The 16,983-nt window shown below is 64.4% G+C and carries 19 protein-coding genes and 1 pseudogene; 9 read left to right on the forward strand and 11 right to left on the reverse strand.

Annotated elements, in window-relative coordinates:
• The first annotated feature begins 4 nt into the window (after positions 1-4).
• Positions 5-223 carry a translation initiation factor IF-1 gene (gene infA / locus M3461_20895; GenBank protein MDQ3776630.1) on the forward strand — a complete coding sequence of 73 codons (219 nt, stop codon included), beginning with the start codon at positions 5-7 and terminating at the stop codon, positions 221-223.
• 11 nt (positions 224-234) lie between these two features.
• Here infA and M3461_20900 read toward each other — a convergent pair whose 3' ends face one another.
• The 5 genes from M3461_20900 to lpxK all read right to left on the reverse strand — a co-directional run bounded on the left by M3461_20900 (position 235) and on the right by lpxK (position 3,688).
• The gene (locus M3461_20900) at positions 235-678 is read right to left on the reverse strand and encodes a low molecular weight phosphotyrosine protein phosphatase (protein ID MDQ3776631.1); all 444 of its coding nucleotides are present in this window, start codon (positions 676-678) and stop codon (positions 235-237) included.
• Between the two features lie 295 nt (positions 679-973).
• Entirely contained in the window at positions 974-1,183 is a 210-nt protein-coding gene (locus tag M3461_20905; GenBank protein ID MDQ3776632.1) for a cold shock domain-containing protein, read from the reverse strand.
• Between the two features lie 497 nt (positions 1,184-1,680).
• Positions 1,681-2,442: a 3-deoxy-manno-octulosonate cytidylyltransferase gene (kdsB, locus tag M3461_20910; GenBank protein MDQ3776633.1), complete on the reverse strand. Its 762-nt coding sequence runs from the start codon at positions 2,440-2,442 to the stop codon at positions 1,681-1,683.
• On the reverse strand, positions 2,443-2,622 hold the full coding sequence (locus M3461_20915; protein ID MDQ3776634.1) for a Trm112 family protein: 180 nt from the start codon (positions 2,620-2,622) through the stop codon (positions 2,443-2,445). It abuts the gene before it with no gap.
• Positions 2,615-3,688 (reverse strand): tetraacyldisaccharide 4'-kinase, encoded by a 1,074-nt coding sequence (gene lpxK / locus M3461_20920; GenBank protein MDQ3776635.1) that lies wholly within the window; start codon positions 3,686-3,688, stop codon positions 2,615-2,617. Before lpxK ends, M3461_20915 begins: the two co-directional genes overlap by 8 nt.
• Before the next feature lie 66 nt (positions 3,689-3,754).
• Here lpxK and queF point away from each other — a divergent pair, with 66 nt between their 5' ends.
• A complete protein-coding gene (queF, locus tag M3461_20925; protein ID MDQ3776636.1) occupies positions 3,755-4,144 on the forward strand; it encodes a preQ(1) synthase in 390 nt (129 codons plus the stop codon).
• A gap of 9 nt (positions 4,145-4,153) precedes the next feature.
• On the forward strand, positions 4,154-4,912 hold the full coding sequence (gene cysZ, locus M3461_20930) for a sulfate transporter CysZ (GenBank protein MDQ3776637.1): 759 nt from the start codon (positions 4,154-4,156) through the stop codon (positions 4,910-4,912).
• Here cysZ and M3461_20935 read toward each other — a convergent pair.
• A complete protein-coding gene (locus tag M3461_20935) occupies positions 4,909-5,616 on the reverse strand; it encodes an FkbM family methyltransferase (GenBank protein MDQ3776638.1) in 708 nt (235 codons plus the stop codon). The genes cysZ and M3461_20935 overlap by 4 nt on opposite strands.
• Positions 5,617-5,660: 44 nt before the next feature.
• Positions 5,661-6,173, reverse strand: a complete 513-nt coding sequence (locus M3461_20940; GenBank protein ID MDQ3776639.1) for a L,D-transpeptidase — start codon at positions 6,171-6,173, stop codon at positions 5,661-5,663.
• Positions 6,174-6,384: 211 nt separating this feature from the next.
• Between M3461_20940 and nagZ the strand changes: the two are divergent.
• From nagZ to M3461_20955, 3 genes and pseudogenes are all read left to right on the forward strand, one after another.
• Positions 6,385-7,275: pseudogene (gene nagZ, locus M3461_20945) on the forward strand (beta-N-acetylhexosaminidase).
• 243 nt (positions 7,276-7,518) lie between these two features.
• The gene (locus M3461_20950) at positions 7,519-8,427 is read left to right on the forward strand and encodes a TraB/GumN family protein (protein MDQ3776640.1); all 909 of its coding nucleotides are present in this window, start codon (positions 7,519-7,521) and stop codon (positions 8,425-8,427) included.
• Positions 8,428-8,533: 106 nt separating this feature from the next.
• Positions 8,534-9,385: a dihydrofolate reductase family protein gene (locus M3461_20955; GenBank protein MDQ3776641.1), complete on the forward strand. Its 852-nt coding sequence runs from the start codon at positions 8,534-8,536 to the stop codon at positions 9,383-9,385.
• A 30-nt stretch (positions 9,386-9,415) separates the two neighbouring features.
• Here M3461_20955 and M3461_20960 read toward each other — a convergent pair whose 3' ends face one another.
• The 4 genes from M3461_20960 to M3461_20975 form a co-directional block, all read right to left on the reverse strand.
• Positions 9,416-10,417: an NAD-dependent epimerase/dehydratase family protein gene (locus tag M3461_20960; GenBank protein ID MDQ3776642.1), complete on the reverse strand. Its 1,002-nt coding sequence runs from the start codon at positions 10,415-10,417 to the stop codon at positions 9,416-9,418.
• Between the two features lie 319 nt (positions 10,418-10,736).
• Entirely contained in the window at positions 10,737-11,096 is a 360-nt protein-coding gene (locus tag M3461_20965; protein ID MDQ3776643.1) for a hypothetical protein, read from the reverse strand.
• Between the two features lie 422 nt (positions 11,097-11,518).
• Positions 11,519-12,331 (reverse strand): hypothetical protein, encoded by an 813-nt coding sequence (locus M3461_20970; GenBank protein MDQ3776644.1) that lies wholly within the window; start codon positions 12,329-12,331, stop codon positions 11,519-11,521.
• A gap of 40 nt (positions 12,332-12,371) precedes the next feature.
• Positions 12,372-12,653 (reverse strand): BrnA antitoxin family protein, encoded by a 282-nt coding sequence (locus M3461_20975; protein ID MDQ3776645.1) that lies wholly within the window; start codon positions 12,651-12,653, stop codon positions 12,372-12,374.
• A gap of 317 nt (positions 12,654-12,970) precedes the next feature.
• Between M3461_20975 and M3461_20980 the strand changes: the two genes are divergently transcribed.
• The 3 genes from M3461_20980 to purL form a co-directional block, all read left to right on the forward strand.
• On the forward strand, positions 12,971-13,252 hold the full coding sequence (locus M3461_20980) for a hypothetical protein (GenBank protein ID MDQ3776646.1): 282 nt from the start codon (positions 12,971-12,973) through the stop codon (positions 13,250-13,252).
• Positions 13,249-13,596 (forward strand): type II toxin-antitoxin system PemK/MazF family toxin, encoded by a 348-nt coding sequence (locus tag M3461_20985; protein ID MDQ3776647.1) that lies wholly within the window; start codon positions 13,249-13,251, stop codon positions 13,594-13,596. Before M3461_20980 ends, M3461_20985 begins: the two co-directional genes overlap by 4 nt.
• 274 nt (positions 13,597-13,870) lie before the next feature.
• A partial coding sequence (gene purL / locus M3461_20990; protein ID MDQ3776648.1) for a phosphoribosylformylglycinamidine synthase occupies positions 13,871-16,983 on the forward strand: 3,113 nt, incomplete at its 3' end.

Consider the following 16,983-nt stretch of genomic DNA (forward strand, 5'->3'; position numbering starts at 1 on the left):
GGCGATGGCAAGGGAAGAACACATCGAGATGGAAGGCAAGGTCATTGAGACCTTGCCCAATACCACGTTCAGGGTCCAGCTCGCCAACGGCCACATCGTCACGGCCCATATCTCCGGAAAGATGCGCAAGAACTACATTCGCATCCTTACCGGTGACTCGGTGACCGTGGAGCTCACCCCCTACGATCTGAGCAAAGGGCGGATCATCTATCGAGCGCGTTAGGAGAGGTCGCCTCAGCCCGCTTGGTCTCTCCCTGCGACAGGTAACCATTCCCTTTTTACGACCACGAGCAATCCGCGCGCGGCGGCCTCAATGCGATCCAAGGCCTGCTCGAACAGCTCAGCACCACCGCCATAGGGATCGGCGACCTCCATGGTGTTCCATTCCGGGGCGAAATGCATGAGGAGATGGATCTTGTATCCCTGACTCCGCGGACAGCGCGACAGCAGGGTCTCATAGTTGTAGCGATCGAGCGCAATGAGGCGGTCAAAGCGATGAAAATCGCCCGCTTTCAAGGCCCGGGCGCGTATCGTCCCGATCTCGATCCCCCGTCTGCGGGCGGCCGACACGGCGCGCGGATCCGGTGGCTCTCCGGCACGGTGCCGTCCATGAGTCCCCGCCGAGCGCACCTCGACGGCGGAGCCGAGCCCAGACGCCGCGACGAGCGCACCAAACACCCCCTCCGCGGTGGGCGAACGGCAGATATTCCCCGTGCAGACAAACAGGATCCTGAGCCTCGGCCCGCTCCTCCTCGCGGCCCCGGCGGCACGGCCACACGCCAGTGCAAAGGCACTCCGCCACTGACGCCACCGCGAGCCGCCACCCTCAGCAGACACCCTGCAACCTCAGACACGCCCCGGCGGAGAAGAAACCCGATCCCGCACGGCGCCCGATACTGCCCGCTATTGACGAACCCGCACGCAGCGGCTCGCGTCCTGTGTGAGGGGTGCGCCGCCGGTAAACCCGGACCTGTCAGACAACCGCTACATCTTCCGCGTGCAGACCCTTCTGCCCCTCCTTGATGCTGAACTCGACCCGTTGTCCATCCTGCAGGGAACGATATCCGTTGCCGCGAATCGCACGGAAATGAACGAACACGTCGTCACCCTTGTCGCGCTGAATGAAACCGTAACCCTTGGAGTTGTTGAACCACTTCACCGTGCCCTTTTCGCGTTCCGACATACTGTGATGACCTCTATGAGACTGACGATATACCCAACCGACCTGCATCGCAGGCGCCACTGGAGCACGCCCATCGACCCCGGCTCCTAAACCTGTTCCCACCGTTGATTATTGTTGAATAATTCTAGTGGGAGTCCTGCGAAGTTGTTTCGATCGACGCCTCCAGGAACTGCATTTCTTTGGCGCACTTCATTTGGCCCTTCTTTGGTGCATCGATCGCCTGGCGACGCGGAGAACGGGAACTGACACGCGAGGAAGGGTCTCGACGAAGCAACGCCCTGTGTAACAAACCGACTTTTATATTGCTACTGGCACCCACGGGCACCGGGGACATCCATGGATAGGGGCATCCAAGGGAGCATCAGACAGGCAATACCAATTCCAACTTTCGCTTCATTACCGCTTGCAGCCGCGCTGTGTAACTCGCCTGGCTACAATGGCTTAGCTTACACCATAAATCTCATCGTGCAAACCTGTGCCCGGCGGCGGGCCAGGGCTCAGGCCGTTACCAGCCGCCGCCGGAGGCGGGCCAGATCGCCGGGGGTATCCACGCCGCCTTCCACCGGACCCGCGGCGATGGCAACGGCGATTCGATAGCCATGATAGAGGACACGCAGCTGTTCCAGGGCCTCGATCTGCTCGATAGCACACACCGGCAAGCGGCACAGGCGGCGCAGGAAGCCGGCGCGATACGCATACAGACCCAGGTGTCGGAACCATGTCGCTCGAGTCGGATCCAGCGGCCCAGCTCGCGCCTCGTCGGGACCGGCGCGCGCAAAGGGGATGGGCGCACGGCTGAAGTACAAGCCATGGCCGGCGTCATCCATGACCACCTTGACGACATTGGGATTGAAGAGGTCCTCCCGCCTCGAGATCGGCGTGCACAGCGTGGCCATGGGCACATCCCGAGCGAGCAGAGCGGCCACCTCGGCGATGGCGTGTGGCGGCATGAACGGTTCATCGCCCTGCAGATTGACGATGACGGTATCATCGTCCTCCCCGAGGCGCGTCGCGGCCTCGGCGATGCGGTCCGTACCCGAGGCATGCCCGGGAGCGGTGATGCACACCGTGGCACCGAAGGCCTCGGCGCGCGCCTTGATGCGCTCATCGTCGGTGGCCACTACCACGCTCGCCGCGCCACTCTCCCGGGCGCGCTCGAACACGTGCTGCAACATAGGCTTGCCCGCGATGTCGAGGAGGGGCTTGCCGGGTAGCCGCGACGAGCCATAGCGGGCCGGGATGTACACCCGGAAATGCAACTATACGACCTCGTCCGGCGTCAGCTTGCGGGCCTCATCCTCGAGCATCACCGGGATCTCGTCGCGGATGGGATAGGCCAGCCGGCACGCCTTACAGACCAACTCGGCCTCCGCGCGCCGGTAGCCGAGCGGTCCTTTGCAGACCGGACAGACCAGGATGTCCAATAGATGTTTATCCACGACACTCACTCCGAAGAAGTTCGATGAGCCGTTGCTCGAATTCCAGGGGTAGATGCGCTGCTATCCGCAGGTACCAGTGACCGGGAGCGGCGAAGCGTCGGCATTTTACCGCGTCCTTCTCAGTCATGATGAGCGGGAGCCCGTCGGCGAACGTGATATCGCCCGGCGCGAACCGATGGTGATCGGGATAGGGGTGAGGGATAACCTCAAAACCCAGGGCGGCAAGGGTCGCGAAGAAGCGCTCTGGATGCCCGATCCCCGCGACCGCGTGCACCACGCGTCCCTGCCACGCCGTGGCCGCGAGCGCGTGGTCGTCCGCGAGCGAGCAGAGCGACAACGCCCGGCACTGCATGGGGTAGACGACGGACCTCGGGACCCGATCTGGGGCGAGGTCTCGAATGACATCCGTCCACCCCTGCCCGCCATTCTCCACCACCAGATCCACCGACGCGAGGCGGCGGAGCGGCTCTCGCAACGGACCCGCGGGCAGGAGCCGGCCGTTGCCGAAGCGCCGCACTGCGTCGATGACGGCGATCTCGAGATCGCGGTGGAGGGCGAGGTGCTGCAGGCCGTCGTCGCTCACGATGACATCGCAGCGCTCCAAGAGCATCTGAGCGGCACGGTAACGGTCCGGCCCGGCGACCACCGGGCAGCATGCCCGTCGGGCGAGCAGCACCGCCTCGTCCCCCACCACGGCCGGATCGCTGTCGCTACGCACCTCCTGGGGCCACACGCCTGCCTCGCCCCCGTAGCCCCGCGTGACGATGCCCGGTCGGTAGCCATGGCGGCGCAGGCATTGTGCAAGCCACACCACGAGCGGTGTCTTCCCGGCCCCCCCCACGGTGAGATTGCCCACCACGACGACCGGCTTAGTGCAGCGCCTCACGCGCCTGAGCCCCGCCCGGTAGGCCGCGTGTCTGAGCACCACACAAGCCCGGTAGAGCCAGGATAGCGGCGCGAGCACGAGGCCCAGGGGGTGGCCGCGGTACCAGATGGCTTGGGCGAGATCGGTCAGCGACACATTCCATTGCTTGCTCCCCGCGCCACCGGCATGCGCTGCCCTCATGTCAGGCGCTATAATCCTATTCGGATTCAGGCATTCCCATTCAGGCGCCACGATGTGAACACGGCCATGACGAGCGCTCCGCTCCCATCGCTGGAGACCTTTCAAAACCCCAAACCGGATCGGGACTATCTCATCCGCATCCGCATCCCCGAGTTCACCTGCCTGTGTCCCAAGACCGGCCAGCCCGACTTCGCGACCTTGCGGCTTGCCTATGTCCCCGATCACCAGTGCCTGGAGCTCAAGGCCCTGAAGCTCTACATCTGGTCCTATCGCGAGACCGGCGCCTACCACGAAGACATCACCAACCGCATCCTCGACGACGTGGTGACGGCCATCCGCCCGCGCTTTGCGCGGATCGAGGCGCGGTTCAATGTGCGCGGGGGATTGTACACGACCGTGATCGCCCACTACCAGGCGCCGGAGTGGGCCGCCCCAACCTGTCTCGATCTCGGCTAAGCGGCAGCGGTGAACCCCGCGCGGGAGTTGGCCCATGGGTTTCGGTATGCGCTCGTCGGCGTGCGCCTCATCGCCTCGGCGGGGATCCGGCGCTACGTCGCGATCCCATTGGTCATCAACGCCCTGATCTTCTTCCTCGCCGCACTGTATCTCGTAGAGCGCTTGACCGGGCTGGCACAGCGCTTTCTTCCCGACTGGTTGCAGTGGCTCTTTTGGCCGGTGGTCATCCTCTCGGTCATGGGGATCGTGTTCTTCGGCTTCACCTTCCTCGCCAATCTCGTCGCCACGCCGTTCAACGGCCGCCTCGCCGTGGCCGTCGAGAAACGCCTCACGGGACAGCCACCCGCGGACCCCGCGAGCGGCACGGGCCCGTTCCGGCAGGCGCTGACGGCGTGGCTATCCGAGCTTCGCAAGCTGGCGCATGCGGCCCTGTGTATCATCCCAGTAACGATCCTGTTCTTGGTACCGGGGCTGCAAGTCATCGCGCCGCTCTTGTGGTTCGTGGTCGCGGCCTGGCTCCTGGCACTGGAATACGCAGACTATCCGATGGGCAATCATGGTCTCGACATGCGCGCCCAGCGGGCGCTCTTGGCCGAGCAACGGCCCTTGGCCCTCGGCTTCGGGCTCGCCGCCTTGTGCATGACCCTCATCCCCGTCGTGAACTTCATCGCCATGCCGGCGGCCGTGGCCGGCGCTACGGCGCTCTGGATCGAGCGGCTCCGACCTGTCCGCCCGCCGGTATCGCGCAGCATTCCATCCCCCGGCTAATCCGAATACGCGAGGGTATTGCCCAGACGGCTCGCCAGACGATAGCCGTGGGAGCGCAGCAAGCGCTGGCAGGCCGCCCGATCCGGGCGGGGCAGGTGACGGTGCTCGTAAAGCACGATACCGGGTCTCAAGGCCCGAAAGTCGATCTGCTTGATGATCTCGTAATCATGACCCTCGGTATCGATCGACAAGAGGTCGAGTCGATGGACCCGGTGTTTTTCCAGGAGCCGGCCGAAGGGCAGACATTGCACCTGTTCGCGGATGATATAGCGCTCCAGGTCCGGGACCACGAAACGATGCTTGCGCACCACCTCCAGGTGGAAGGACGCGAGCCCCCCGCACCAGGCGGGCAGGTGCTCCACCTTGTCGCATATCCGAAACAGATCGCGGCGCTCCTCGCGCTCGGCGATGGCCAACGGTTCGATGATGAGCCCGGTATGACCCCGATAATTGGCGCGCAGGCGAGCGCAATAGGCCGGCACCGGCTCCACCAGGATGCCGCGCCAGCGGAAGCGCAGGATGAAGTCGCGCAGGTGGTCGCGCATAGCGCCGTCGTTCGCGCCGATCTGGATGAAGTAGAAATCGTCACAGGCGGACGCCCGCCTCGACAGGACCCGGTCGAGCTTCTTCCAGCCGGGGACATGGAACCAATCGTCGGCGATCTTCACGAGGAAAGAGCACAGCGCGGCCGGGTTCCAAGGCATGGGTATCAGGCTCCGAGAACGCGGCACGGGGGCGATATCATCGACTACAAATCTGGCATTGACTGTAAATCTGGTGTGATCACCACGCCGGTGCCGACCCGGACGGCATCGAACAACGCCACGATGTCCAAGTTCCGCATGCGCACGCAGCCGCGTGAGCCAGGGACACCCATGGGCACTTCGTCGGGCGCCCCGTGGATATAGACGTAGCGGCCGCGGGTATCGACATCGCCTCCCTGGTTGCGCCCGGGCTCGAGCCCGGTGAGCCATAGGATGCGCGTCAGGATCCAGTCGCGGCCGGGATACCGCTCCCCTAATGCCGGCGTATACACCTCGCCGGTCGGACGGCGCGCCACGAACACGGTGTTCACGGCGCACCCGTGACCGATCTTCTCATCGATCGCGTGCCGGCCGCACGGTGTACACTCGCTACCCCGCGATTCGCCCGCACCATTCTTGCCGGTAGACACCGGATAAACCGCGCGCCTCTCCCTACCCCGAAAGAGCGTGAGGCACTGCCGGCCGAGGTCGATCTGGATGCGGGTGGAATCGTGCATGTGGCTGGACCTTGATGACTTGGGGCGAGGGCTTGGGGCCTGGTCCTGCACTATTCTAATGATATCGAGGCTCACCCGTGGACCCCGAGCCCCTGTCCGAGCACGGCCCTGAGATCCGCATGCCGACATCTTCGATCCGCACCGCATCTGGACGAGGCACTCTTGCGTGGCGTTCGACACTCGACACGTCTCTCGGCGAGGACCGTTTTCGATGCCTGGCCTCGTGATGCTGGATCTCCTCGGCACCGAGCCCTCGGCCGAGGAACGGGAGCGTCTGCTTCACCCGCAGTGCTGCGGAGTGATCCTGTTCACCCGCAACTACATTGATCCCCGGCAGATCACGGCGCTATGCACGGCGCTGCACGCCTTGAAGAGCCCGCCGCTCCTGATCGCCGTGGACCACGAGGGGGGACCGGTGCAGCGATTTCGCGCCGGGTTCACCCCGCTCCCGCCGTGCGCCGCGCTCGGACGGCTTCATGATCGCGACCCGTTCGAAGCCCGACGCATGGCGTACCTGTGCGGTTTCGTCATGGCCGCGGAGCTCCGCGCCGTGGGGGTGGATCTGAGCTTCGCTCCGGTCCTCGACCTCGGTCTCGGGACCAGTGCCGTGATCGGCGAGCGCGCCTTCCATCGGGACCCCGAAACGGTGGCCGGGCTGGCATCGGCCTATATCGAAGGGATGCGAAAGGCGGGCATGGCCGCGGTCGGTAAGCACTTTCCCGGTCACGGCTCGGTTGGTGCCGACTCCCATATCGAGATCCCGATAGACTATCGCCCCTATGCCGGCATAGCGGAAACCGACCTGGCACCCTTCGCACGGCTCGCCCGGGCGGACCTTGATGGCATCATGCCGGCCCACGTCGTGTACCCCCAGGTGGACGACCGGCCGGCCGGGTTCTCGCCTGCCTGGCTCAAGCGGGTCCTGCGGACGGCGTTGGGGTTCGAAGGGGTGGTCGTGAGCGACGATCTCTGCATGGCCGGCGCGGCGGGTGCCGGCGGCTACCCCGATCGGGCCCGAGTCGCCCTCGAGGCGGGTTGCGATTTGCTCTTGGTCTGCAACAATCCACAGGGCGCGGCAGAGGTCCTCGCGGCCCTTTCCGATACCCGGCAAATCGGACCCCAGGCTCCGCTCACTCGGCTGTACGGGAATGCCGTGTCGTATGAGCACGGGCCGCACCGCACCGTCGATCGGCAGGAGGCGGTGCGGGCGGTCGCCGCCTTCGCGGCCGAGCCCGAATTACACCGCGCCGTTGCCTCGTAAGGATCCCATATGATCTCTATATTAAGGATAAAGCCGCTTGGCAATGTCGCTGAAAAAACGGCACGCGGCCGTGGCGCTCGATTCATGACCATCGTAGCGGTCGTGCTACTGATCGGCGCTTGGAGCCCATACGGCGTATGGGCGCTCGACTGCGAACCGCTACCGGCTACCGGATCGGTAGCCCCGCACAGCGGGCGCTTCGACCGCGGCCTCTTGTTTCAGGTCACGAAGGCCGGGTACCCAGAGAGCCATGTCTTTGGAACCATCCACGTCGGCGACCCGCGGGTCCTGGCCTTGCCCAAGCCCGTGACCGACGCCTTCGAGAAGAGTCGCGGCCTGGTCATCGAAGTCATGCTCGACGAGGGCGGCCTGGCGGCGTTCTCCACGCACATGCTCCTCGAACCGGGCAAGACCCTCCCCGCGGAGATCGGCCAGCCACTCTTCGAGCACGCCGCGCCCCTCTTGGAGCGCTACGCGATCCCCCGCGAGGCGGCCCTGCACTTGAAGCCCTGGGTCGTCTTTACGACCCTGAACTTACCGCCGCCCACCGATCTCGTGGCGCTCGATCTGGAGCTCGTGCACAAGGCGCAGGAAAGTGGCAAGGCAGTACAGGGTCTGGAGTCGGTCGAGGAACAGGCGGCGGTGCTGGGCGGACTGCCTCTGAACGACCAGATCGCACTCCTCAACGATACCGTGTGCCATTACGACGCCATACAACTGGAGATTTCGGCGCTATTGCGCGCCTATCTCGATCGCGACCTCGGAACGCTCATGGCCCTGGCCGAGAGATATCAAGCCAGCGGGCAAGACCGCTACAGCCGGCTCATGGACAGCCTGTTATGGAAGCGGAACCGTCTCATGGTCGAGCGCATGGCACCCCGGCTGACCGAGGGATCATCGTTCATTGCCATCGGCGCCCTGCACCTGGCCGGTGAGCGTGGCGTGCTGGCGCTGCTCGAAGGCCTCGGTTATCGGGTGTCGCGGGTTTACTGACCTGCGACCCCGGAGCAACGATGACCCGTGACTGGGCACCCATACAGCGACCGGCGAGCGCGGGAAAGGATCACCGCCACTTCGCCGTAGCGCCTTCTTATTTTGTATGTGTAGGCCGGCACTCGTCCGCCTCTTCCCGGCGCCGGCGCGGACCGTCCCACTGACCGGTCTTTATCTCGGCCATGCCCCCACCTTGCGCCCCTCTCTGCCTCGCCCGCGGCCTTACGTCTACAGCAACTTCATCATGAGCCTGGATGGGCGCATCGCGCTCGATCACTCGGAGACCGGCGAGCGGCTGGTACCGGAGTCGATCACTAACCCGGACGACTGGCGTCTCTTCCAGGAGCTGGCCGCGCAAGCCGACGCCATCGTGACGAGCGGCCGTTATCTACGCCAGTTGGTCCGTGGTCGGGCCCAGGACCTGCCGCCGGTGAGCACGGCAGCCGAGTACCGGGATCTCATCGATTGGCGCCGGAGTCACGGGCTCGCCGCGCAACCGGCCATCGTGGTCCTCAGCCGGCGGCTCGATCTTCCTGTGGCGCAGATCATCGCGCCGCTTGAGCGGCCCCTGTACATCGCCACCGGGAGAGAGGCGCCGCCGGAACAGGTAAGGGCACTGGAAGCTGCGGGCGCCGAGGTCCTGCTAACGGGGGCAGGGCGAGGGGTATGCGGCGCCGAACTGATCGAGGTACTAGGCGCCCATGGTTTCAACAGCATCTACGCCATCGGCGGCCCCGGCGTCCTGTCGACCTTGCTGGCGGCCGGTGCCGTCGATCGACTGTACCTCACCCACGCACACCGCCTCCTCGGCGGAGGATCCTTCGATACGCTGTTGAATGGCCCGCGCCTGTGCCCGCCGGTGGATTTCACCCTGAGCGGCCTCCACTACCAGGAACGGATCGGTGTCGCCTGCGGCCAACTGTTTGCGGTCTACGATCGGATCCAGGGCGAGACTTGAAAATGCGGCCTGTGCGCCAACAATCTGCTCTTAGGCGGCGCTCAACATCGGAAGCGAGGCATCACCGAGCGCCCTGCCCCGCATCGGAGCGGTGAGCCTTACCTGCTCGCCTATCCAGGAATAGGTCCGGCGCATGCCTTCTTCCAGCGGGATGGACGGGGTCCACCCCAGCGCCATGTGAATGAGCGCGTTGTCCGAGGTCCTGCCCCGAACCCCGATCGGGCCATCGATGCTCTTGATGGCGAGCGTCTTTCCCGAGATCCGGATCACCATCCTCGCGAACTCGTTGATGCTGATCATCTCTTGGGAGCCGACGTTGACGGGGCGGGTGAAATCGGATCGCATCAGACGCCGGACCGCCTCCAGACACTCATCGATGTATAGGAACGACCGCGTCTGCCTGCCGTCACCCCAGATCTCGATCTGGCCGCCATTGTCCGCTTCCGCGACCTTGCGGCACTGGGCCGCGGAGGCCTTCTCACGGCCGCCGTGCCATGTCCCTTCGGGCCCGAAGATGTTGTGGAATCGAGCGATCCGCACGGCCAGTCCATGGTTACGGCGGTAGGCCAGATACAAGCGCTCGCTAAAGAGTTTTTCCCATCCATACTCGCTGTCCGGCGCCGCAGGATATGCGGAGTCTTCCGAGCATTTGGGGTTGTCCGGGTCTTCCTGGTTGTACGCCGGGTACATGCACGCCGAAGAGGAATAGAAGACCTTCTTCACACCGCAAAGCCGCGCCCCTTCGGCGATATTGAGGTTGATGGTCGCGGAGTTGTGTACGACGTCCGCGTCATGGTCCCCCGTGAAGATGTATCCGGCGCCACCCATGTCGGCGGCCAGTTGATACACCTCGTCGTAGGGTCGGTCGAGCACCTCCTTGCACAGCGTCTGGTCACGCAGATCGCCTTTGACGAACTCATCCGCGGCCGTGTCGCTGAACTCCGGGTACTTGAGGTCGACGCCGATCACCCGGTACCCCTCCTGTTTGAGCCGCCTCGCCAGATGGCTGCCGATAAAGCCGCCGGCCCACACACCAAAGCAGTTTTTCTGTCAGCGGTCTATTAACCCCATCTAGTGTAGTGTAACAATTATCTTTACAATAAGGACTGGTTATGGTACAGTCCGTTTCATGTGGAAACCAGCCGACGTTTTGCCGATGACTGCAGAACAGAAAAGGACGTTGGAGGCGTGGATTCGGGCCGGGACGACCCCCCAGAGGATCGTACTGCGGTCGCCGGAGAGATACTCCTCCAACTCGCGTAGGCGGAAGGCAGTGCCGCTGATGCGGCCGTTCTCGTGGACATGCGCCCCACCGCAATAGCGAGAGATATGGTTGGTATCGGGAACCCGATCACCCTGCACGGCGTGTGGATTCTGTTGCCCAGGAGTCAACGCCGTAAGGACGTACGATGTCCGTCAGAGATGCCACCGTGGCCATCCCGGACGCTCGAATCGTCTTGTAGGGATCCTTGGGGTCCGGGGCAAAGACCACAAAGTTTACATTGCCGCTTCCTACGAACTCGACCGCGAAATGCCGGTTCTTCCCCTTTCGCCATTCCGCCTGGATGTTGCCGGATGGGGTAAGCACGACGCCTGGATAGACCAGCTTTGGCGTAGACTCCAGGAAGGCGACGAAATCTTGCAAGGGTTCCGGCGCGATAGGGGTCTGTTCGGGGAATTCCTCATGACTTATCTTGGCTAGATAGGCCAAGCGCTTGGCGAGGCGTTCGGCGAATTCAGCTCTAAATCGTTCTCTGACGTGGAGAATTAGCTCGGCGACCGATTGCCGGGGAGATGGTTGCTCCGATCGGCTAAGCGACGAACTCTCCAGACGAAAACGCGGGCGCTCAGGCGGCCTTCTCGCCCAATGCTCTTGGCCCCAGAGCTCTCGATCCTCAGTACGGAGTCCCTCGATAAGACCCCACCCAAACATGGTAGAAGCAGTGCTGGTTGCGTCATGCCTGAAGACCACATTCCGCCCAAACATGCTAGAAGCAGTGCTGGTTGCGTCATACCTGAAAGCCACATTCCGCCTGGTATAGGTCCGTAGTATTTCAGCGCTAAGGAATGTTGGTTGAAAACGATCGTGCTCAGCGCTTTGGCTCGAACGTCCTCTTCTAGGAATCTCGAGCCTCATACGTTCAACAGGTCTGACAAGATGTTTTGGTAGGTCGCCCAGTCTTTCTCGGCATTACCCAAGCGATTCATCACCTGGGCATTGCCGGGGTAATCGTGGCAGTCGCGGTGGAAGTTTGCATGGATAAGAATACCGGACACCTGTATGCTTTCTTCTTCCAGGCGCTGGGTAACGATTTCACTGTCCAGGCTAAAAGTGAGTCGTCCTCCATCTAACGGATAAACAAGCTTGAGACCCACGGTTTGTAGCGGGTGAGCCTCGTTATCCCATACACCGGATTTTAGGAAATGGTCCTTCAAGAACGCATTTGCATCGGCGTGCTCTACGAAGCTACGAAAATTGATGCCCACGGCCGAGTAACGAACGTGGGGCAGAACCTCGACGTACTTCTGCGTAATGTCAACAACTTTGCTGGACTGAGGGACACCGAGAGCAGAGGTATCAATAACCTGCAGCCTATGGGATTCGACGGACACCGTCACGCCGCTATCGTATGACACCGTAGCGAACGGTGGCGTGGTGATTGCCGGACCCATGACCTCCCATCCCCAACCCTCCTGCACAATACCTTGCCGCTCCAGGAAGTCGGGGTTGAGTATCGTAGGATTGTGGTCGTTGGCAACCACTACCACTGAAAACTCGAAGTGACTGATGCTCATTACATTTCTGGGCTGGGCACCGGCCAAGCCCAGAGAAAGAATAACCAATTCAAGGTCGTGTGGCAACCGATCCGGCTTCACCGAATGGCCGGGGCGTGTCGCGTGACCTGCCGGAGACAGGACGGCGCAGCCGGTCAGGTTGCATGCCACGGGGCCGGCGGTCGCATGGCGTGCGCGGCACACCTTACTGCTACCGTTGCTCGACCTTCTCTGCAAGCCAGATCTTGATTTGGCACTGGTACGGCACGTCGCGCCTGTTCGCCTCGATCTTGATGCGTTCCAACAAGGCCAGCGGCAGCCGCAGCGAGATCGCTTGGGTGGAGGGTTTGAGATTGGGGAAGCGCACGCGCTGCCCCAGGGACCAGTCGAGGTACTCGGTGGAGTCATGGGTTTCCCAAAACTCGCGCTCCTCAGCCTCGGAGGCGAAATCAGGAATAGGTTTAGGTTTCTTGCTGATAGCCTTTCTATGCATGTCGCGGGCGGAAATTACCCGGATTCTAGTAGTATCGAAACGCAATGTGAAAGCCAGGTAGGGTCGGTATCGCCCGCCGCGATGCGGAGCATGGCCGGGCCATACAAACGCTATTCGCCGGTTTATGGGCAAACCAAGAGGGTCGCGACGTGAGCATGAAGCGAGAGAAAGTCAGGTGCGTAGGCTGAGACGAACGGGGTGGATCCCGTTCCCACCGCGTCCGCAAACTGTGTCGCTGGGGTCAGGCTGCGGCCCGTGCCAGCCCACATCAGTAATGCCACATTGACATGCCATGTTATTACGCCATAATTCTCGCTATGGCCGCCGCACGGAATTTTCACGTGCCCTTACCAGAAAGCACCTACCGCGAGCTCCGCGAGATCGCCGAACAGCTTCACCGACCTGCGACCCAGTTGGGACGTGAGGCTATCGAGAGCTGGTTGAAAGAGGCCCGACGCGCATCGATCGCGGAGGCTATCCAGGCGTATGCAGAGCAAGCCGCGGGAACGGCAGCGGATCTCGACGAGGCGCTCGAAAACGCTTCTATCGAGTGTATGGGATCGACGGAGGGGGGATCGACGGAGGGGCGCGAGGATTGAAGCGAGGCGAGGTCTACTGGGCCCGGCTCGCGCCCCGATCAGGATCGGAGCAGACGGGGCGCCGGCCGGTGATCGTGCTGTCCCATGATGCATTCAACAACGTGCCCACGTGGCGATCGGTCATCGTGGTCCCCGTCTCGAGCTCCCTGCGACAAGCCGGGCGCGGTCCGACCGCTGTACCGCTACCCATCGGAGTGGGCGGCCTTGAACGCGATGGCGTCGCTGTGTGTCACCAAGTCACCACACTCGACCGGGGCAAACTCGCCGAGAGGATTGGACATATTCCAGTCGAGGTCATCGCGAAGATCGAAGATGGACTCAAAGCTGCGCTCGGCATGGTGTAAACCGTGGCCATGGCCTGAGCATGGACTACGGGCGACGGTGCGGAGCCGCATGCGGCGTGGTGGAAACGCTCGATTGTATGGACTACAGCCCGCGTAGCGCGCAATAGGTGACAGCCGGGTCGGGTGGCCATCGCCTACCGGTGGCTGTCCCCACCCCCAAAGGCCGAGGAGGCTTCGAGCGGTAACGCTAGACCCGATGCATAATCCGCGTGCGTGCCCCTCCGCCCGAGACCCACGACGCGTGAACCCCCACTCTGCCCCCGCCCCTTACCGTTTGAAATGGTTCGACGGCGGGCCGGCCCTGTCGGCTTTTCGGTTGGAGAAGCGTCTCGCGCTGTTGCGTGAGCGCGCCGCCTGGGTGTCGGGGCTCGCGGCCAGGTGGGTGTATCTCGCACTCCTCGATGGCGAGCCGCCGGCCACCGCGCGGGAGCGGCTGCGGGCGATCTTCGGCGCGCCGTTCGAGCCCCCCGGTGCGCAGCCCACCCTGCTCGTCACGCCGCGCCCCGGCACCGTGTCGCCCTGGTCGAGCAAGGCCACGGACATCCTGCAGGGCTGTGGGCTTTCGGAGGTCCGGCGCGTCGAACGCGCGACCCTCTGGGTCCTCGATACCGGGGCAGAGCCGAGCCCGGAAGCGCTGCTCGCCGTCGCCGCGCCGCTCCACGATCGGATGACCGAGGCGGTGTGGCTGAACGCGGCAGAAGCCGAGGGGCTTTTCGTCCCGGCGGAGCCGGGGCCGCTGGTGCGCGTGGGCCTCTTGCGCGAGGGGCGCGATGCCCTCGTGGCCGCTAACGCGCGGCTCGGTCTCGCCCTGTCCTGGGCCGAGATCGACTACCTGCTTTCGGCCTATCGGGGGCTGGGGCGCGATCCCAGCGATGCCGAGCTCATGATGTTCGCGCAGCTCAACTCCGAACACTGCCGCCACAAGACCTTCAACGCCGACTGGACGGTGGACGGCATGCCGCAGGAACGATCGCTCTTCGAGCGGATCCGGGAGACCCACGCCGCCCATCCGGGACGCATCCTCTCCGCCTACCACGACAACGCCACGGTGAGCCGTGGTTACCTCGCGAGCCGCTTCTTCCCGGTCTCCGGGTGCTATGGCTACACGGAAGAAGAGGTGCACCTCATCGCCAAGGTCGAGACCCACAACCACCCGACCGCCATCTCGCCCTATCCCGGCGCGGCTACGGGCACGGGCGGGGAGATCCGGGACGAGGGCGCGACCGGCCGCGGCGCCAAACCCAAGACGGCGCTTTGCGGGTTCTCGGTCTCGAACCTGCGGATCCCGGGTTTCGTCCAGCCCTGGGAAGAGGACCACGGGCGGCCGGCGCGCATGGCCTCGGCACTCGCGATCTTGCTGGAGGCGCCGCTCGGCGCCGCCGGCTACAACAACGAGTTCGGGCGCCCGGCGCTCGCCGGGTATTTCCGCAGCTTCGAGCTGGCGCTGCCCGGCGAGACCGCGATCCGGGGCTACCACAAGCCGGTGATGCTCGCGGGCGGTCTCGGTAACATCCGCCCGGGCCACACTCACAAGCAGCCGGTTCCCCCGGGGTCCGTGATCGTGGTGCTCGGGGGGCCGGCGATGCGCATCGGGCTCGGCGGCGGGGCGGCGTCGTCGATGAGCGCCGGCACGGGCGACGAGGGGCTGGACTTCGCCTCGGTGCAGCGCGACAACGCCGAGATCGAGCGCCGCTGCCAGGAGGTCCTGGACGCCTGTTGGGCCCTGGGCGAGGACAACCCGATGCTGTCGATCCATGACGTGGGCGCCGGCGGCCTCTCGAACGCCGTGCCCGAGCTATTACAGGGCAGCGGCCTCGGCGGGCGCATCGAGCTACGCGCCATCCCGAGCGCCGATGCCGGCCTGTCGCCGCTGGAGATCTGGTGCAACGAGGCCCAGGAGCGCTATGTCCTGGCGCTCTCGCCCAGATCCCTCGGGCGCTTCGCGGCGATCTGCGCCCGCGAGCGCTGCCCGCATGCCCCGATCGGTGAGGCGACGGCCGAGCGCCGATTGGTCGTGCTTGACCGTGAGTCCAACAGTATCGATCGCGAGGCCATCGCGTTACCCATGGACGTCCTGTTCGGACGACCCCCCAGGCTCCGCAAGGCGGCGAGACGCGAGCGCAAGGCGCTGCCGGCACTCGATACCTCGCGCCTCTCTCTCGAGGCGGTGGTCGAGCGGCTGCTACGGCTGCCCGCGATCGCGGACAAGCGCTTTCTCATCACCATCGGCGATCGCAGCGTCTCGGGGCTCGTATGCCGCGATCAGATGGTCGGCCCCTGGCAGCAAGCGGTGGCCGACTGCGCCGTCACCGCGTGCTCGTTCCGGGGCTACACGGGCGAGGGTATGGCGATCGGCGAGCGCGCCCCGATCGCGCTCATCGATGCCTCCGCCTCGGCGCGCATGGCGGTGGGCGAGGCCCTGACCAATCTCGCGGCTGCCCGTATCTTGAAGCTCGACGATGTGCTCCTGTCCGCGAATTGGATGGCGGCGGCGGGTGATCCCGCGGAGGACGCCCGGCTCTTCGATGCCGTAGAGGCCGCGACGGCGCTCTGTATCGCACTCGGGATCGCCATCCCGGTCGGCAAAGACTCGCTCTCGATGCGCACCATATGGCGGGAAAGGAACATCGAAAAGGTGGTGACGGCGCCGCTCACCTTGGTCGCCTCGGCCTTCGCGCCGGTCGCCGACGTGCGCTGCTCGCTTACCCCCGAGCTGGCGCACGAGCCGGATACCGTGCTGGTCCTCATCGATCTCGGGCGCGGCCGGAACAGGCTCGGCGGTTCATCGCTCGCGCAGGTCTACGGGCAGCTCGGCGACGAGCCTCCCGATCTGGACCATCCCGAGGACCTCGAGTCCTGCTTCCGCGTCGTCCAGCTCCTGAACGAGATGGGGCTTATCCTCGCCTACCACGATCGTTCGGACGGCGGGCTCTTCGTCACCCTCATGGAGATGGCGCTTTCGGCTCGGACCGGCCTCTCTGTCAACCTGGGGGCGCTGGGTATGGACCCGCTGGCCGCGCTCTTTTCCGAGGAGCTGGGCGCGCTGCTCCAGGTGCGCCAAGAGGATGTCCCGGCGGTGCTTCAGACCTTCCGGGCCGAAGGTCCCATCGGTAGCCACGTCCACGTGATTGGAGAACCCATCGCCGAGCCGAGGCTCCGGCTGCGGCACGGGGAGCGCGATCTCGCGGGCTTCGCGCTCTCGGATCTCCAGCGCGCCTGGTCGGAGCTGAGCCACCGCATGCAATCGATGCGGGACCATCCGGGCTGCGCCGACGAGGAATACCGGGGCCTCTTGGATGCGAGCGATCCGGGGCTCTCGGTGACGCTCTGCTTCGATCCGCGCGAGGACCAGCGCTCAGCCGAAAGCCGTGGAGGGGCGGGGGGGGG

This window comes from Pseudomonadota bacterium (assembly GCA_030860485.1).
Taxonomy (GTDB): domain Bacteria; phylum Pseudomonadota; class Gammaproteobacteria; order JACCXJ01; family JACCXJ01; genus JACCXJ01.